At 73.5% G+C, this 17,096-nt stretch carries 16 protein-coding genes; 3 read left to right on the forward strand and 13 right to left on the reverse strand.

Annotation, left to right across the window (positions count from 1 at the left end):
* Window positions 1-2 precede the first annotated feature (2 nt).
* On the reverse strand, window positions 3-383 hold the full coding sequence (hisI, locus tag OG524_RS09315; RefSeq protein ID WP_405809789.1) for a phosphoribosyl-AMP cyclohydrolase: 381 nt from the start codon (window positions 381-383) through the stop codon (window positions 3-5).
* Window positions 384-468: 85 nt separating this feature from the next.
* Here hisI and OG524_RS09320 point away from each other — a divergent pair, with 85 nt between their 5' ends.
* On the forward strand, window positions 469-1,101 hold the full coding sequence (locus OG524_RS09320; RefSeq protein ID WP_405391408.1) for a TIGR03085 family metal-binding protein: 633 nt from the start codon (window positions 469-471) through the stop codon (window positions 1,099-1,101).
* A 39-nt stretch (window positions 1,102-1,140) separates the two neighbouring features.
* On the opposite strand, the gene OG524_RS09325 is transcribed toward OG524_RS09320, so the two are convergent.
* The 3 genes from OG524_RS09325 to OG524_RS09335 form a co-directional block, all read right to left on the reverse strand.
* Window positions 1,141-2,739 (reverse strand): cation acetate symporter, encoded by a 1,599-nt coding sequence (locus tag OG524_RS09325; protein ID WP_405391407.1) that lies wholly within the window; start codon window positions 2,737-2,739, stop codon window positions 1,141-1,143.
* Window positions 2,740-2,944: 205 nt separating this feature from the next.
* A complete protein-coding gene (locus tag OG524_RS09330; protein ID WP_405809792.1) occupies window positions 2,945-4,300 on the reverse strand; it encodes a helix-turn-helix domain-containing protein in 1,356 nt (451 codons plus the stop codon).
* A gap of 202 nt (window positions 4,301-4,502) precedes the next feature.
* Window positions 4,503-7,253 carry a LuxR C-terminal-related transcriptional regulator gene (locus OG524_RS09335; RefSeq protein WP_405809794.1) on the reverse strand — a complete coding sequence of 917 codons (2,751 nt, stop codon included), beginning with the start codon at window positions 7,251-7,253 and terminating at the stop codon, window positions 4,503-4,505.
* Between the two features lie 160 nt (window positions 7,254-7,413).
* Here OG524_RS09335 and OG524_RS09340 point away from each other — a divergent pair, with 160 nt between their 5' ends.
* Window positions 7,414-8,187, forward strand: coding sequence for an alpha/beta fold hydrolase (locus OG524_RS09340; protein ID WP_405391404.1), 774 nt, complete (start codon window positions 7,414-7,416; stop codon window positions 8,185-8,187).
* 97 nt (window positions 8,188-8,284) lie between these two features.
* Here the strand turns inward: OG524_RS09340 and OG524_RS09345 are convergent, their stop codons facing one another.
* The 9 genes from OG524_RS09345 to hisD form a co-directional block, all read right to left on the reverse strand.
* Window positions 8,285-9,166 carry an alpha/beta hydrolase family protein gene (locus tag OG524_RS09345; RefSeq protein WP_405393257.1) on the reverse strand — a complete coding sequence of 294 codons (882 nt, stop codon included), beginning with the start codon at window positions 9,164-9,166 and terminating at the stop codon, window positions 8,285-8,287.
* Window positions 9,167-9,399: 233 nt separating this feature from the next.
* A complete protein-coding gene (hisF, locus tag OG524_RS09350; RefSeq protein WP_405809796.1) occupies window positions 9,400-10,155 on the reverse strand; it encodes an imidazole glycerol phosphate synthase subunit HisF in 756 nt (251 codons plus the stop codon).
* A complete protein-coding gene (locus OG524_RS09355) occupies window positions 10,152-10,550 on the reverse strand; it encodes a RidA family protein (RefSeq protein WP_405391402.1) in 399 nt (132 codons plus the stop codon). Before OG524_RS09355 ends, hisF begins: the two co-directional genes overlap by 4 nt.
* The gene (gene priA / locus OG524_RS09360; RefSeq protein ID WP_405391401.1) at window positions 10,547-11,272 is read right to left on the reverse strand and encodes a bifunctional 1-(5-phosphoribosyl)-5-((5-phosphoribosylamino)methylideneamino)imidazole-4-carboxamide isomerase/phosphoribosylanthranilate isomerase PriA; all 726 of its coding nucleotides are present in this window, start codon (window positions 11,270-11,272) and stop codon (window positions 10,547-10,549) included. The genes OG524_RS09355 and priA overlap by 4 nt, the downstream gene beginning before the upstream one ends.
* Window positions 11,272-11,913, reverse strand: a complete 642-nt coding sequence (gene hisH / locus OG524_RS09365; RefSeq protein ID WP_405391400.1) for an imidazole glycerol phosphate synthase subunit HisH — start codon at window positions 11,911-11,913, stop codon at window positions 11,272-11,274. Before hisH ends, priA begins: the two co-directional genes overlap by 1 nt.
* Window positions 11,914-11,923: 10 nt before the next feature.
* On the reverse strand, window positions 11,924-12,091 hold the full coding sequence (locus OG524_RS09370) for a hypothetical protein (protein WP_351170823.1): 168 nt from the start codon (window positions 12,089-12,091) through the stop codon (window positions 11,924-11,926).
* The gene (gene hisB, locus OG524_RS09375; RefSeq protein ID WP_405391399.1) at window positions 12,088-12,681 is read right to left on the reverse strand and encodes an imidazoleglycerol-phosphate dehydratase HisB; all 594 of its coding nucleotides are present in this window, start codon (window positions 12,679-12,681) and stop codon (window positions 12,088-12,090) included. Before hisB ends, OG524_RS09370 begins: the two co-directional genes overlap by 4 nt.
* Window positions 12,678-13,796: a histidinol-phosphate transaminase gene (locus tag OG524_RS09380; RefSeq protein ID WP_405391398.1), complete on the reverse strand. Its 1,119-nt coding sequence runs from the start codon at window positions 13,794-13,796 to the stop codon at window positions 12,678-12,680. Before OG524_RS09380 ends, hisB begins: the two co-directional genes overlap by 4 nt.
* The gene (gene hisD, locus OG524_RS09385) at window positions 13,793-15,115 is read right to left on the reverse strand and encodes a histidinol dehydrogenase (RefSeq protein WP_405809800.1); all 1,323 of its coding nucleotides are present in this window, start codon (window positions 15,113-15,115) and stop codon (window positions 13,793-13,795) included. The genes OG524_RS09380 and hisD overlap by 4 nt, the downstream gene beginning before the upstream one ends.
* 158 nt (window positions 15,116-15,273) lie before the next feature.
* On the opposite strand from hisD, the gene OG524_RS09390 reads away from it, so the two are divergent.
* Window positions 15,274-16,875 (forward strand): oxidoreductase, encoded by a 1,602-nt coding sequence (locus OG524_RS09390; RefSeq protein ID WP_405809802.1) that lies wholly within the window; start codon window positions 15,274-15,276, stop codon window positions 16,873-16,875.
* Window positions 16,876-17,096: the final 221 nt, after the last annotated feature.

The following is a 17,096-nucleotide window of genomic DNA, read 5'->3' on the forward strand; positions in this document are numbered from 1 at the left end:
CCTTACTGGGGCGCGGAGAGCGGGAGGACGTCTGCGTCGAAGCAGGTGCGGTCACCGGTGTGGCAGGCGGCACCGGTCTGGTCGACCTTCACCAGGACCGTGTCGGCGTCGCAGTCCAGGGCGACGGACACGACCTTCTGGATGTGGCCTGACGTGTCGCCCTTGGCCCAGTACTCCTGGCGGCTGCGGGACCAGTAGGTGCAGCGGCCCGTGGTGAGGGTGCGGTGCAGCGCCTCGTCGTCCATCCAGCCGAGCATGAGCACCTCGCCGGTGTCGTACTGCTGCGCGATGGCCGGGACCAGTCCGTCGGGGCCGCGCTTGAGGCGGGCGGCGACGGCCGGGTCGAGGTTGCTGGCGGGCGTGGTGCCGGGCGTGCTGGTCATGCGCCCCATTGTGCCGCGCCGCGCGGGGCCGTCCGGGTGTGCGTCCACTGGGCGGACCATGGGCGCCGGTCGTACGCTGGCGGGCATGTCGACCCATGCGAAGCGTGAACGTCTTCTGCTCGCCGACCTGTTGGAGGCGGCGGGTCCTGAGGCCCTGACCCTGTGCAACGGCTGGAAGACCCGTGATCTGGCCGCCCATGTCGTGGTGCGCGAGCGCCGTGCGGACGCCGCGGGCGGGATTGTCCTGGGTGTGCTGAAGAACCGGCTGGAGCGGGTGCAGGCCGAATTCGCCGCGAAGCCGTACGAGGAACTGATCCAGCTCATCCGTACGGGGCCGCCGCGGATGTCACCCTTCGGGCTGAAGCAGCTGGACGAGGCGGCCAACACGGTCGAGTTCTACATCCACGCGGAGGATGTCCGCCGGGCGCAGCCGGACTGGTCCCGGCGGGAGCTGGACCCGGTCTTCGCCGATGTGCTGTGGTCCCGTACCGAGAAGACGGCCCGGATGCTGGGCCGCCGGGCCCCGGTCGGTGTGGTGCTGCGCCGCCCGGACGGCCAGACGGTGGTCGCCCACAAGGGCACCCCGGTGGTGACGGTCACCGGCGAGCCGGGTGAGCTGCTGCTGTTCGCGGCGGGCAGGCAGGACGCCGCGCAGGTGGAGCTGGACGGCGACAAGGACGCGCTGGCCCGGCTGCGTACGGCGGAGCTCGGCCTGTAGGGGCTCGTCCGCGCGGCCGGGGGCGCCTCCGCTGCCGCTTCAGGCGTCGCCGGCCGCCCCCACGGGCGCCCAGCGGGCCCGGTGGCGGGGTCCGTCCCGCGGTGTGTCCCGCCCGGGTCTCGACCCCAGCAGTCCGAGGAGGAACCCGGCGGGGATCGTGACCAGGCCCGGGGTCTGGAGCGGGAACACGGCGAAGTCCCACTCGGGGAAGAGCGCGACCGGGGTGCCGGAGAACGCCGGCGACAGGATCATCAGGACCGCGATCAGCGGCAGCGTTCCGTATACGGTCCACCGCACCCCGCGGGCGTTGAAGCCCGGCCGGAAGAGGGCGTACAGCAGGACGGGCGGCAGGATCGAGGCCGCGGCGGCGAACGAGAGGGAGAGCAGCACCTGGGGGTTCCGGTCGTGGGTGTACGCCGAGAGGAGCACGGCGAGCGCCCCGATCGCCAGGACCGCCCAGCGGGCCCTGCGGATCTCCCTGCCGGAGGCCTTGCCGGCTCCCTGGGCGCCGGACTTCGCCGCGAAGTCGCGGGCCAGGGACGAGGCGGCGGCCAGCGTGATCCCGGCCACCGCGGCGAGGGTGGTGGCGAAGGCGGCGCAGGCCACGAGCGCGAAGAGCGGGCTGTCCCGAGGCCCGGAGGCGCCCGGGTCCAGGGCGCCGGTCACCATCAGCAGCGCGGTGCCGCCGGCCGGGTCCGCGGCGCGCAGCAGGTCCCGTCCGATCAGGGCGGAGGCGCCGAGCCCGACGACGACGATGCCGGTGCACAGGAGGGCGACCGGGGCCACGGCCCAGACCCCGGCCCGGCGTGCGGTCAGGGCGTCGCGTACCGGGTGCAGCCGCATCGTGATGTGCGGCATGCAGGCGGCGCCGAGGAGGAGGGTGAGCTGGAAGCCGACCAGGTCGAGGCCGCCCGCGAGCCCGTGGCCGAACTGCAGCCCGGGCAGCGCGTAGTCGCCGCCCGCCCCGCTGCCCGCCCGGGCGGCGCCGAAGAGGGCGAAGGGTGACCAGTCGAAGCGGGCGAGGACGAGTCCGGCGAGCAGGGTGACGGCGGCCAGCACCACGGCGACCTTGAGGATCTGGATGAAGCCGGTCCCGCGCATGCCGCCGAACGCCGAGTAGCAGACCATCAGCGCGCCGCTGGCGACCGTGCAGCCGGTGAGCGCCCCGTCGGGGAGCCCGAACATGGCCGTCATGACGTGCCCGGCGGTGGTCAGCTGGACGAGCAGCAGCGGGGCGAGGACCACGAGGGTGGCGACGCCGAGAGCGCGGCGTACGGAGCCGTCCCCGAGCCGGTCCGCGAGGAAGTCGCCGAGAGTGAACACGCCCTGGCGGCGCAGCCGTTCGGCGAAGACGCGCATGACCAGGACCAGCGAGGCGACGGTGGCCAGGGCGAACAGGATGCCGTCGAATCCGGCGAGTGCGACGGATCCGGTGGTGGACAGGAGGGTGGCCGCGGACACGTAGTCACCGGCGATGGCGAGCCCGCCGCCGACGGGGCCGAGGGAGGCGCCGCCCGCGTAGAAGTGCTCCGGGTCGTCCTGGTCCGCCGCGGCCAGGCCGCACAGCAGCAGGGACACGGCGACGAAGCCGAGGAAGATGACCACGGCCAGGGACCGTCCGTCGATCGCGCCGCTCACCGGGTTCGCTCCGCCGGTTCGGCCGTACATGGGGCAGCTGATGGCATGCGGGCCAGGGCATCAGGCGGGGCGGGTGCGGTACAGGGGACGGAGCGCGGGCGCGGCGCCCGTACAGCCGTCGCGGCCCGGATGTGTGCGTCCGCACAACGCGGGTCCCTGACCTCCGAGTTGTGCCGTCAGGGCCGGGGCGGCGCCCGCCCCGGCCTCAGCCGCCGAGCAGCTGGCGCGCCGCCAGCGCCAGTGACACCTCGACCGCGTCCGACGGGCGCGTCAGGCAGCGTCCCGTCAGCTGCTCGAACCTCCGCAGCCGGTTCAGCACCGTGTTGCGGTGGCAGTACAGCCGCGCGCCCGCCCGCTGCGCCGATCCGTCGGAGTCGAGCCAGGCGGTGAGTGTCTCGATGATCACGTCGCGGTCCGCCGGGTCGATCCGGTCGAGCGGGCCAAGGACCCGGTCGGCCAGCGCGGTGCCGAGGCCGGGTGAGGACACGACGAGGGCGGCCGGCAGGTGCTCGTCGAGCAGGACGGTGCCGCCGGACGCGGGGCAGGCCCGGAGCGCCGTCTCGGCGAGGCGCCGGGCGTCGCCGACCGAGGCGAGCCCGTCGACGACGGAGCTGATCCCGATGCGGGTGCCCGGCGGCGCGGCCAGTTCCGCCGCCACCGCGGCGAGTTCGTCCTGCCGCGGGGTTCCGGGCGGCGTGCCGGTGGTGTCGGCGTCCGCCTCCCCCTCGCCGGGGGCGGGCTCCTCGGCCGCCACCGGCACCGTGCCCAGCGGCAGGACGGCCAGTTCGACGTCGCCCCCGGTGTGCCAGAGCACGGGGGTGCCCTCGGGCAGGGTCAGCGGTGGCCGGTCCGTGCCGTGCGGGGCGCGGCGCGCGGTGGCGACCGCGAGCACCGCGTACCGCCCCTGCACGGGGAGCCCCAGCACCGCCGCGGCGTCGGGCAGGTCGGCGATCCGGGCGGTGCCGTCCAGCAGGGCCGCCGTCATCAGGCGCTGCTGGTTCTCGCGGCGCCAGGTGAGGCGCCGCTCGGCCTGCCGGTAGGCCTCGGCCACGACCCCGCAGTGCTCGTCGACGAAGTTCCAGACGTCCGCCGCGACATGGACGAGCAGGCGGACGTCCTCGGGGTACCGGCGGGCGGTCTCGTCGACCAGGTCCTGCCAGACCATCGCCCCGCCCATCCGGAAGGCGTGCATGACCGCGTCGAGCGGTACGCCCTGCTCGGCCCGGGTCTCGCCGATCCACCGGGAGGTGCGGTGGGCGGCGTCGCGGAATTCCCGGGGCTGGATCAGGGAGGCGATGTTGTGCCGCAGCGAGTGGTGGACCTCCTGCCAGATCTCGGCGGGCTCGGTCTCGATCGCGGTGCGGTAGGCGGGCTCCTGCTCCCGCAGCGCCTCGACGAGCCGGTCGGTGAGCTCCGGCAGCGATTCGAGCAGCACGTGGGCCGCCCGGTGGAGCACGGCGACGGCCTCGCGGTCGGCCAGCGAGCGGAAGCGGTGCGGCAGCGGTGCGACGGGGGGCGGTACGTGCAGCGCCCTGATCCGTGAACGAACGACCTGTGGCATGGCGGCCTCCACCGGGAATCGGCCGGCTCCGGGTAGGCCGGCCCGGTGCGCGGCCGGCCCCGGCATTGGGCAGGTGCACACCGAATGATCCTGACGACCGCAGAATGGCATACCGCCCGGTCGGTACCTAGGGGTCTGCGTCGTTCTTCTCATCACGGTCCTGCAACCTCGCCGTAACAGCCGGTGCCGTCCGGGGGCCGGGTCAGTGGTCCAGCAGCCGTGCCAGCTCCGTCCGGGACCGGACCCCCAGGGCGGCGAAGACGTTGCGCAGATGGTGGTCGACCGTCCGCGGGCTCACCGAGAGGCGCAGCGCCACCTCGCGGTTGGTGGCGCCCTCCGCCACGCAGCGGGCGATGCGCTGCTGCTGCGGGGTCAGCCCGGCCAGCGGTCCCGTGCCGGTCCGGTCCGGCACGTCCACCGCCTCGCCTGCCGCCCGCAGTTCCCCGCCCGCCCGGTCCGCCCAGGCGCGGGCGGAGCAGCGTTCGAAGGCGACGAGGGCGTCGCGCAGCGGGCCGCGGGCCTCCCGGGTGCGCCGGCGGCGGCGCAGGGACTGGCCGTGGAGCAGCTGGGTGCGGGCGCGCTCGAAGTCGCCGCCCGCGCGCTCGTGGTGGGCGAGCGCCTCCTCGTAGTGGGCGGCGGCCTCCTGAGGGGACGCCAGCAGGGCGCGGCAGCGGGCCAGTTGGGCGGGGGCCTGCGGGTCGGTGGTCCGGGCGGTCCACAGCGCGAACTCACCGACGGCAGCCGCGAGTTCACCGGCCCCCTCGTCCGCGCGGCCGGAGAGGACCACGGCCTCGACGTAGCAGGGTACGGCGAGCAGCCGGGTGGCGAAGTGCCCGGTCCTCGGGCCCGGTCTGACGAGCGGTCCGAGCCGGGCCGCCGCCTCTCCCGGCCGTCCGGCCGCCAGGTCCGCGCGGGCGACCGCCCAGGTGGCGAGCATGGCCGCCTGGGTCAGGCCGTGCGGTCCGGCGCCTGCCAGGGCGGCGTCGGCATGGGCGGCGCAGGCCTCGGCGGGCCCCTCCACGGAGGCGGCGAGCGCGAGTACGGCGTGCAGGTGGGTGGCGGAGTTGGGCTGGCCCGTGCGCCGGGCGGCGTGCAGCCCCTCCAGCGCGTGGGTGCGGGCCCTGGCGTGCTGCCCGGCGCGCAGTTCGGCGTACGCGAGCTGCTCCAGGGCCTGCGGCAGCAGGGAGTCCGGCCCCCGGGTGCGTACGGCGGCGAGGGCGCGGGCCCCGGTCCGGCAGGCCGCGTCCACCTCGCCGAGCACCAGGGCGGACACGCCCGCCCGCAGCAGCTCGCCCGGGTCCTCGGCGCGTTCGGCGGCGTCCAGGCAGCACCGCAGCAGCGCGTGGCCGCGTTCGGTGCGTCCGGCGAGCACGGCGCACATCCCGGCCCGGTACTGCGCCATGGGCCGGTCGGCCGCGGGGACGGGGATGCGGTTCATGGCGTCCAGGTAGGCGATGGCGTCCCCCATGTCCCAGGCGGCCTCCGCGGCGCCGAACAGGGCGTCCAGGGTGCGGCGCGCGTCGTGCGGGGCCAGCAGGACCGCCGCGGTCAGGAGTGCTTCGCGGGCGTCGGCCGCCGGTCCGTCGCGCAGGGCGAGCATGCCGCGTACGTAGGGTGCGGTACCCCCGGCGAGGTCGCTGCCGACGCGGGCCATCAGAGCACGCGCCCGGCCTGCGTCCCCGGCCAGTCTGGCCTGGTCGGCGGCGGCGGTGAACCGGGCGGCGCGCGCGGCGTCGTCGGTGGAGAGCGTGGCGGCGCGGGCCAGCGCGGCCGACCGCTCGGTGTGCGGGTGCGGGGCGGTGGCCGCCGCCTCCAGCTGCCCGGCGAGCGCGGCGTCCGGGCCGGGCAGGGCGCAGGCCCGCTGCACGAGTGCGGGCAGCGGGGGTGCGCCGGGGCCTGCGAGGAGCGTGGCGAGGAGTTCGTGCACGGCCCGGCGGCGGCCGGGCGGCGCCCGGTGCAGGACCGCGCGGCGCAGCAGCGGGTGGCTGAAGTGCACCCGGCTGCCCGCCCGTTGGAGGGCGCCGGCGCTTCCCGCGGGCGCGAACAGCACCCGGTCGAGGTGTGCGGCGGTCAGCCCGGCGCGGGCACCGGCCCGCAGCAGCAGGGCGGCGTCCGCGCCCGCGCCCTCCGGCTCGTGCTCCTCCGCCGCTGCGGCCAGCAGGAGGAGGGTGCGGGTGTCCGGGGAGAGCCCGTCGAGCTGTGCGGCGTGGGCGTCCAGGACGCTCTCGGCGCCGGGCAGCGGACAGGGCAGCGCGGTCCGCCCGGCCAGCTGGTCGGGGGTGAGGCGGCCGACGAGTCCGGCGAGCAGCCGCGGGTTGCCGGCCGCCTCGCGCACGAGTTCGTCGCGTACGACGGGGTCGAGGTCGCCCGCGCCCTCGGTGAGGCGGTCCAGGAGCGCGGCCGACGCGTCGGTGTCGAGGGGGCCCAGGCGGAGCGCGGGCAGCCCGGCGAAGCAGGTCTCGTGGGCGGCGCCGATCACCATGGCGACCCGGCTGCCCGCGCCGAGTCTGCGGGCCACGAAGCCGAGCGCGGCCCGGGAGTCGGGGTCCCAGGCGTGGGCGTCGTCCACGCAGACCAGCAGGGGCTGTTCGGCCCCCAGGCCGCGCAGCAGCGCGAGCAGGCCGCCCGGGGTGATGCCCGAGCGCAGGACCCGGTCGGGCGGGACGGGCAGCGGGCCGGGGGCGGAGCACAGCAGGGCGTGCAGCCCGCTGTAGGGCAGCCGTTCCTCGGCGGGCGCCGCGGCGGCGTACAGCACCGGCCCCGCACGTCCCGCGCGGTAGTCGGCGGCGGTCTGTCCCAGCAGGGCGGTACGGCCGAGGCCGGGCGGCGAGGTCAGCACGAGCGCTCCGCCGTCCCCTGCCCGCAGCTGTCCCAACAGGGAACCCAGAATGGCGATTTCACCGCTGCGGCCGTACAGCCGGAGCGGACTGTGCACGGTCGTCGATGGGGTCACGCTCTCACGTTACTTCCGCGTAAACAGCGTCGGAAGGTTCGCGTCCGCTCCCCGTCCCGGGGTGGCCGGGTGCGGTGCGCGCTCCCAACAGAAGCCGGTACGGGCTGTGCGCGGGCACAGTCGGGCCCGGCCGCCCGCACCGCGCCCGTAACGTCGGTGCATGACTGATGAATTCCGTACACACGACGGTCTGACCCTTCGCTACCGGTCCTGGTCGCGGAACCCGGACGCCGCCCTGCCGCCGGTGGTGCTGCTGCACGGCTTCGCCGTCCACGCCCGGCTGAACTGGGAGGGCCCGGGAATCGTCGAGGCCCTGGTGGCGCGGGGCCGCCGGGTGTACGCCCTGGACGCGCGCGGTCACGGCGACTCGGACAAGCCGCACGACGACACGCTCTACGGGGAGGCGCTGATGGCCCGTGACGTGCGCCTGCTGATCGACCGTGTGGCCGCGGACCGCGTACATCTGGCCGGCTATTCCATGGGCGCCGTGGTGGCGCTGCTCGCGACGGCCGACGACACCAGGATCAGCCGCCTGGTGGTCGGCGGGATCGGCGCGGGCGCGGTGGAGGTGGGCGGCCTGGACACCCGGGCGATGCCGCCGGAGCTGGTGTCGGCGGCGCTGACGGCCGACGACGCGGCGGACGTCCCCGAACGGACGCGCGGTTTCCGGGTGCTGGCCGATGCGTCGGGCGCGGACCGGCTCGCGCTGGCCGCGCAGATCCGTTCGGTGCACCGGGGCGCGCTCCCGCTGGACGGGATCAAGGTCCCCACGCTCGTGCTGGCCGGGGACAGCGACCCCTTGGCGATACGCCCCCGGGTGCTGGCCGACGCGATCGCGGGGGCGGAGCTGACCGTGCTGCCGGGCGACCATCTCACGGTCGTACGCGACCCGGGGTTCGCGGAGTCCCTCACCCGGTTCCTGTCCGAGGACTGAGGTCCGGGGGCTCGGCTGCGAGGTCCGAGGGGGCCGGACCGCGCGAAGGGGCCGGACCGCGGTACGCGCGGCCCGGCCCCCTTTCCGTCCCCCGTGGTTACGAGGTGTGCGGGCAGTTGCCCTGGTACTCCGCGATCGTCAGGCTGGTCGACGGCAGCGGGCAGAGGAACTGCTCGTAGCGGGTGTCGTTGTCGATGAAGCGCTTCAGCCACGAGATGCTGTACTTCGCGATCGTGGTGTTGGAGGAGTTCGGGGTGAAGTGGGTGGCCCCCCGCAGTTCCAGGTACGCCTTGTCCAGCGAGCTGGGCAGGGAGTTGTAGAAGGGCTTCGAGTGCGAGGCGACCGGGGCGACCGTGTCGCCGTCCGAGCCGACGATCAGCGTCGGGGTCTGCACCTCGGGCCAGGTCTTGTCGGTGTTCCAGCCGGTCAGCGGGATCGCCGCCTGCAGCGAGGGGCGGCTCTTCGCGGCTTCGAGGGTGCCGCCGCCGCCCATGGAGTGGCCCATCACGCCGAGCCGGGAGGAGTCGATCCGGCCGCGCACCGAGCTCTGCTGGGTGAGGTAGTCGAGTGCGGACAGCAACTGCCTGCCGCGGCTGTCGGGCTGGTCCACCGTCGTGTTGGTGTCGATGGTGAAGACGACGAAGCCCTGCGAGGCCAGGCGCGGCCCGAGCCAGGCGATGCTGGACTGGTAGGCGGTGAAGCCGGGCGAGATGACGACCGCGCCGAAGGTGCCGTCGGCGGTGGACGTCGGGTAGTAGATCGTGCCGCCGCCGAAGCCGCTGACGCTCAGCGAGGACACGGACGTCTGGGACGTGGCGTACGAGCCGCGGCTCGCCTCGATACTCGAATTGCTCGGCGCCGGACCGCGCTCGTACGGGTTGTCGGCGGCCTGGGCTCCGCCCGGTATCAGCGCCGTAACGAGACCGACGGTGGCGGCTGCGGCGGCGAGGCCGAGCTTGACGGAGCGGCTCTTCGACATCCGGTGGCGGCGCGGGGAGGTGTCGCCGGAGGGGAGGTGCTGCACGAGGGGGGTCCTCTCGGTCGTGGCGGACCACGACGCGGCAGCCGTCGGCCCCGTCGTCCTGGGGCCTTCGGGTGCACCGCGTGGGTACCGCCGTCATTCGTTGGCGGTCGCCACTTTCGCGGTGCACCCCGTGCGCGCACATCGGCGAGATCGCCGGTCTTCGCGACCGGCCCCCTTCCCGGCCCGGGTCAGCGGACCGGGTGTCCGGCCTCCCGGAGGGCACTCTTGACCTCGGAGATCCGCAGGTCACCGAAGTGGAAGACGGACGCGGCCAGGACCGCGTCGGCGCCCGCCCCGACGGCCGGCGGGAAGTCCGCGAGCCGGCCCGCACCGCCGGAGGCGATGACGGGAACGGTGACGTGCGCCCGTACCGCCTTGATCATCTCGGTGTCGTAGCCGTCCTTCGTGCCGTCGGCGTCCATCGAGTTGAGCAGGATCTCGCCCGCGCCGAGCTCTGCGGCCCGGTGGGCCCACTCGACGGCGTCGATGCCGGTGCCCGTGCGGCCGCCGTGCGTCGTCACCTCGAAGGTGCCCTCGGGGGTGCGGCGGGCGTCGACGGAGAGCACGAGCACCTGGCGCCCGAAGCGTTCGGCGATCTCCCGGATCAGCTCGGGGCGGGCGATGGCCGCGGTGTTGACCCCGACCTTGTCGGCCCCGGCCCGCAGCAGCTTGTCCACGTCCTCGGTAGTGCGGACCCCGCCGCCGACGGTGAGCGGGATGAAGACCTGCTCGGCGGTGCGGCGCACCACGTCGTACGTCGTCTCGCGGTCGCCGCTGGAGGCGGTGATGTCCAGGAAGGTCAGCTCGTCGGCGCCCTCGGCGTCGTACAGCTTGGCCATCTCGACGGGGTCGCCCGCGTCGCGCAGGTTCTGGAAGTTGACGCCCTTGACGACGCGTCCGTTGTCGACGTCCAGGCACGGGATGACCCGTACGGCGAGCGTCATCGCTCACCCGCCCGGAAGGCCTCGACCTCGACCTCGACGACCAGGCTGGGGTCGACGAAGCCGGACACGATGAGCATGGAGGCGGCGGGGCGCACGTCGTCGAACAGCTCCTTGTGGGCGCGGCCCACCTCGTCGACGTCCCGGGCGTGCGTGAGGTACATCCGGGTGCGGACGACGTCCTCGCGGCCGAGCCCTGCCTGCTTCAGGGCGTCGAAGGCGACCTGGAAGGAGGTGACGGTCTGCTCGTACGGACCGCCCGCGGAGATCTGGCCGTTGACCACGGAGGTGCAGCCGGAGACCAGCACCAGACCGCCGGGGAGCTCCACCGCGCGGGAGTAGCCGAACTTCTCCTCCCACGGGGCGCCCGAGGAGATGCGGCGTACGGAGTCCGTCATGCGGAGACCGCCTTCAGTGCCTCCTCCAGGGTGAACGCCTTCGCGTACAGCGCCTTGCCGACGATGGCCCCCTCGACGCCTTCCGGGACGAGCAGGGAGATCGCGCGCAGGTCGGCCAGCGAGGAGACGCCGCCGGAGGCGACGACGGGCTTGTCGGTGGCGGCGCAGACGTCACGCAGGAGGGCCAGGTTGGGGCCCTGGAGTGTGCCGTCCTTGGCGATGTCGGTGACGACGTAGCGGGCGCAGCCCTCGGAGTCGAGGCGGGCGAGCGTCTCGTAGAGGTCGCCGCCGTCGCGGGTCCAGCCGCGGCCGCGCAGCGTCGTGCCGCGGACGTCGAGGCCGACCGCGATCTGGTCGCCGTGCTCGGCGATGACCTTGGCGACCCACTCGGGGGTCTCCAGGGCCGCGGTGCCGAGGTTGACGCGGCGGCAGCCGGTGGCGAGGGCGGCGGCGAGCGAGGCGTCGTCGCGGATGCCGCCGGAGAGCTCGACCTTGATGTCCATGGCGCCGGCCACTTCGGCGATCAGCGCGCGGTTGTCGCCGGTGCCGAAGGCGGCGTCCAGGTCGACGAGGTGCAGCCACTCGGCCCCGGAGCTCTGCCAGGCGAGGGCGGCTTCCAGCGGGGAGCCGTAGGAGGTCTCGGAGCCGGACTCGCCGTGGACGAGGCGGACGGCCTGGCCGTCGCGGACGTCGACGGCGGGGAGCAGTTCAAGCTTCGGCATTACAGCGTCTCGATCCAGTTGGTCAGCAGCTGGGCGCCGGCATCGCCGGACTTCTCGGGGTGGAACTGGGTGGCCCACAGCGCGCCGTTCTCCACGGCCGCCACGAACCGCTCTCCGTGTGTCGCCCAAGTGACCTTGGGGGCACGGATCTTGGCGTTGGTCACTTCGAGGGACCAGTCGTGCGCCGCGTAGGAGTGCACGAAGTAGTAGCGGGCCCCGGGGTCGAGTCCGGCGAAGAGCTGGGAGCCCTCGGGGGATTCGACGGTGTTCCAGCCCATGTGCGGGACGATGTCGGCCTTGAGCGGGCCGACGGTTCCGGGCCACTCGTCGAGGCCCTCGGTCTCGACACCGTGCTCGATGCCGCGCTCGAAGAGGATCTGCATGCCGACGCAGATGCCCATGACGGGCCGGCCGCCGGACAGCCTGCGGCCGATGATCCACTCGCCGCGTGCCTGCTTCAGGCCTTCCATGCAGGCCGAGAAGGCTCCGACGCCGGGGACGAGCAGCCCGTCGGCGTTCATCGCCGTGTCGAAGTCGCGGGTGATCTCCACGTCCGCGCCGACGTGGGCGAGGGCCCGCTCGGCGGAACGCACGTTGCCGAAGCCGTAGTCGAAGACGACGACCTTCTTGGTGTTGCTCACAGTCCTGCCCTCAGTCCCAGATTCCCTGGATCCGCATGACGCCTGCGACCAGGCACATCACGGATCCGATCCCGAGAAGCACGACGACGCCCTTGGGCATGCCCTGCTTCCAGAAGGAGTAGACGCCGCCGGCCAGGAAGAGGCCGACGACGATGAGCACGGTGTTGAGGCCGGTCACAGGGCGCCCTTCGTGGACGGAAGGATCCCGGCTGCGCGCGGGTCGTGCTCGCTGGCGTAGCGCAGGGCGCGGGCCAGGGCCTTGAACTGGCACTCCACGATGTGGTGGGCGTTGCGGCCGTACGGGACGTGGACGTGCAGGGCGATCTGCGCCTGGGCGACGAAGGACTCCAGGATGTGCCGGGTCATCGTCGTGTCGTACTCGCCGATCATCGGCGCCATCTTCTCGGGCTCGGTGTGCACCAGGTACGGGCGGCCGGAGAGGTCGACGGTGACCTGGGCGAGCGACTCGTCCAGCGGGACGGTGCAGTTGCCGAAGCGGTAGATGCCGATCTTGTCGCCGAGCGCCTGCTTGAAGGCGGCGCCGAGCGCGAGGGCGGTGTCCTCGATCGTGTGGTGCGAGTCGATGTGCAGGTCGCCCTCGGTCTTGACCGTGAGGTCGAAGAGGCCGTGGCGGCCGAGCTGGTCGAGCATGTGGTCGTAGAAGCCGACCCCGGTCGCGACATCGACCTTGCCGGTCCCGTCGAGGTTGATCTCGACGAGTACGGAGGTCTCCTTGGTGGTCCGTTCCACCCTGCCTACGCGGCTCATGCGTCGTGCTCCTTCTTCAGTTCGCGCACCGCATCGAGGAACGCGTCGTTCTCTGCCGGGGTTCCCGCGGAGACCCGCAGCCATCCCGGTACGCCGTTGTCCCGGACCAGGACGCCCCGGTCGAGGATCTGCTGCCAGGCGGTGCGGCTGTCGGCGAAGCGGCCGAACTGGACGAAGTTGGCGTCCGAGTCGGTCACGGCGAAGCCGAGCTCCCGCAGCCCGTCGACCAGCCGGTCGCGCTCACTCTTGAGCTGCGCGACATACCCCAGCAGCGTATCGGTGTGCTCCAGGGCGGCGAGCGCGGTGGCCTGGGTGACGGAGGACAGGTGGTACGGCAGGCGCACCAGCTGGACCGCGTCGACGACGGCCGGAGCGGCGGCGAGGTAGCCCAGGCGCAGGCCCGCGGCGCCGAACGCCTTGGACATCGTGCGCGACAGCACCAGGTGGGGGCGGCCCTCGATCAGGGGGAGCAGCGAGGGGTGGTGGCTGAACTCGCCGTACGCCTCGTCGACGACGACCATCGAGGGCCGGGCGGCCTGGGCGGCGTCGTACAGGGCGAGGACGGTGTCCGCGTCGACGGCGGTGCCGGTGGGGTTGTTGGGCGAGGTGATGAAGACGACCTCGGGCCGGTGCTCGGCGATGGCCTTCTTCGCCGCCTCCACGTCGATGGTGAAGTCCTCGTTGCGCGGCCCGGAGATCCAGCCGGTGCCGGTGCCGCGGGCGATGAGGGCGTGCATGGAGTACGAGGGCTCGAAGCCGATCGCGGTGCGCCCGGGTCCGCCGAAGGTCTGCAGCAGTTGCTGGAGCACCTCGTTGGAACCGTTGGCCGCCCAGACGTTGGTGTGTCCGACCTCGTGCCCGGCGGTGCGGGTGAGGTAGCGGGCCAGCTCGGTGCGGAGCTCCACGGCGTCGCGGTCGGGGTAGCGGTTGAGGTTCCGCGCGGCCTCCCGGACCCGTTCGGCGATGCGGTCCACGAGCGCGTCGGGCAGCGGATACGGATTCTCGTTGGTGTTCAGCCGGACCGGTACGTCGAGCTGGGGCGCCCCGTACGGGGACTGGCCGCGCAGCTCGTCACGGATCGGGAGCGCGTCCCAGGCGTTGCTGTTGTTCGTCACGCTTGCGGAACCTTCCAGCCGAACCTGGCCTTGAGCGCGGCGCCGTGGGCGGGGAGGTCCTCCGCCTCGGCGAGGGTCACCACGTGGTGGGTGACCTCGGCGAGCGCGTCACGCGAGTAGTCGACGATGTGGATGCCGCGCAGGAAGGACTGCACGGACAGGCCCGAGGAGTGGCAGGCGCAGCCGCCGGTGGGCAGGACGTGGTTGGAGCCGGCGCAGTAGTCGCCGAGGGAGACGGGCGACCAGGGGCCGACGAAGACCGCACCTGCGTTGCGGACCCGGCCGGCGACGGCGGCGGCGTTCTCCGTCTGGATCTCCAGGTGCTCCGCCGCGTACGCGTCGACGACCTTGAGGCCGTCCTCCAGGTCGTTGACCAGGACGATCGCGGACTGGCGGCCGGCGAGTGCGGGCTCGATCCGATCGGTGACGTGCTTGGTCGCGGCGACCTGCGGCTTCAGCTCCGCCTCGGTGGCGGCGGCCAGCTCCTCGGAGTCGGTGACGAGGACGGCGGCTGCCATCGGGTCGTGCTCGGCCTGGCTGATCAGGTCGGCGGCGACGTGCACCGGGTCGGCGCTCGCGTCGGCGAGGATCGCGATCTCGGTGGGTCCGGCCTCGGCGTCGATGCCGATGCGGCCCTTGAGGAGGCGCTTGGCGGCGGCGACGTAGATGTTGCCGGGTCCGGTGACGAGGTTCACGGACAGGCAGTCCTCGGTGCCGTACGCGAACATCGCGATGGCCTGGGAGCCGCCGGCGGCGTACACCTCGTCGACGCCGAGGAGGGCGCAGGCGGCGAGGATCGTGGGGTGCGGCAGCCCGCCGAACTCCTTCTGGGGCGGGGAGGCGACGGCGATGCCCTCGACTCCGGCCTCCTGGGCCGGGACGACGTTCATCACGACGGAGGAGGGGTAGACCGAGCGTCCGCCGGGGACGTACAGCCCGACGCGCTCGACGGGCACCCACTTCTCGGTCACCGTGCCGCCGGGGACGACCTGAGTGGTGTGCGTGGTGCGGCGCTGCTCGCGGTGGACGAGACGGGCGCGGCGGATCGACTCCTCCAGGGCCGCGCGCACGGCGGGGTCGAGCGTTTCCAGCGCAGCGGTGATCGCGTCGGCCGGGACCCGGATCGAGTCGATGCGGACGCCGTCGAATTTCTCCCCCCACTCGATCACTGCCGCGGAGCCACGATGGCGTACGTCCTCGCAGATGGGCCGCACCGTCTCCAGGGCGGCTTCCACGTCGAACTCGGCACGGGGCAGCAGGTCGCGCAGGTCGCCGCCCTCGGGGAGGGCGGTGCCGCGCAGATCGATTCGAGAGATCACATCCCAATTCTCTCAGACCGGTTCCGGCGCCCGGTCGTCCGTATCACTGGCTGATATATGTCCCGGCTGTCACTGCTGACCGTTAGCGTTCACGCCGTCACACAGCGGGAAGAACGGTTGTACGAGCGCGGACGATCCGCGCAGGCGGAGGTGAGGCAGTGACCGAGCCGCACGACGGCGAGATCCCGGACGGGCTCAGCGCCGCGGAACTGGGCATGTGGCAGTCCTTCCGGAACGGCACGACCTACGATCTGCGCTCCCACGACCCGGTGCGCGACGATCCGTTCGCCCCGCACGTCTGGGGTCCGGAGCGGAGCGTCGGGGCGCGGACGGTGGCTCGGCTGCTGCTGAGCGGCCCGCCCGCGAGGCCGGGGCGGGTGGCGGCGCTGAAGCTCCGGGGTGTGCGCGTCACCGGGAAGCTGGACCTGGCGGGCGGCCGGGTGTCTCCGTACGTGGAGCTGACCGGCTGCCGTTTCGAGCAGGAGGTGGTGGTTCCTGAGTGCCATTTCACGACGCTGCGGATGGTGGGCTGCGCGGTGCCGAGGCTGGACGCCGCCCGGCTGCACACGGAGGGCGATCTGCACCTGCCGCGCTGCCGGGTGGAGCGCGGCATCCGGCTGACCGACGCGCAGATCGGCACGGACCTGTTGATCAACCAGCTCAGCGTGGGCCCCGACCGGCGCGGCCGCGCGTTCGTCGGGGACGGGATGTCGGTGGCCCAGGACCTGCAGGCCGAGATGATCGACACGCGCGGCGAGCTGAGCCTGCGCGGGGCGAAGGTCGGCGGTTCGCTGAGCCTGCGCGGCAGCCGGCTGCGCGCGTCGGACGGGCGGCGGGCGCTGAACGCCCCGCAGCTGAGCGTCGAGCGCACGCTGTACATGACCGAGGCCTGGGTGAGCATCGACACGGGCAACCAGGGCACCACTCCCCCGTACGGCATCGCGCGCGGCATCGGTCCGGCCCGCGGGACCCGGGCGCAGGTCTTCGAGTGCCGGGGCGCGGTCCGGCTCGACGACGGGCGGTTCGGCGACGCGGTGGACCTGCACAAGGCCCGGTTCATGCTGACCGGTGACGAGGAGCTGTCGCTGCGCCGGATCGTGACACCCGAGCTGCGGTTCAACGCGGAGCGCCCGGAGGAGGGCCGGGTCGTGCTGAACGGCGCGAAGGTCGTCACGCTGATCGACGTGTCGACCAGCTGGCCGGGTCCCGGCGGGCTGGCGATGGGCGGCTTCGTCTACGAGAACCTCGTCCCGTACGGCCACTTCCCGCTCTCCCGGCGTCTGGACTGGGTGCTGGCCGCGACGCCGGAGTACGTCCCGGAGCCGTACGAGCGCCTCGCGACGGTCCTCCGCAGCTGCGGGGAGGACGCGGACGCCCGTGAGGTGCTGCTCGCCAAGCAGCGGCGCCGCCGCGAGACGCTGCCGCCCGCGGCCAGGCTGTGGGGCTACCTCCAGGACTGGACGGTGGCGTATGGCTACCGGCCGGGGCGGGCCGCGGTGTGGATGGCGGTGCTGTGGGCGGCGGGGGCGGTCGCCTTCTCGCACTACCACCCGGCGCCGATCAAGGGCGAGGAGCATCCGCAGTGGAACGCCCCGCTGTACGCACTGGATCTGCTGGTGCCGGTGATCAATCTCGGGCAGGACGGCTACTGGCGGATGGAGGGCGGCTGGCAGTGGGCCGCGGCGGCCCTCGTCCTGCTGGGGTGGATATTGGCCACGACGGTGGCGGCGGGCGCCTCCCGGCTGCTGCGCCGCGGCTGATCCGGGAGTCCGCCGCTCCGGCCGTATCTCCGGCGTAATCCTGGAGGGGCGGCGGTCGAAAGACCTGTGGAGACCCGTCCCGGCAAGTGGGCCGGGTCCGCCGGAGCACCGGAATCAAGCCGTCGTCCGACGCTTCCTTTACCCTTTCTTGACCCTGTCGAGGGCAACCCTCGTACTCGCTACAGAAGTTTCACAGTGCACCCCTGGCGCCGCCCCCACCA

This window comes from Streptomyces sp. NBC_01520 (assembly GCF_045040375.1).
Taxonomy (GTDB): Bacteria; Actinomycetota; Actinomycetes; order Streptomycetales; family Streptomycetaceae; genus Streptomyces.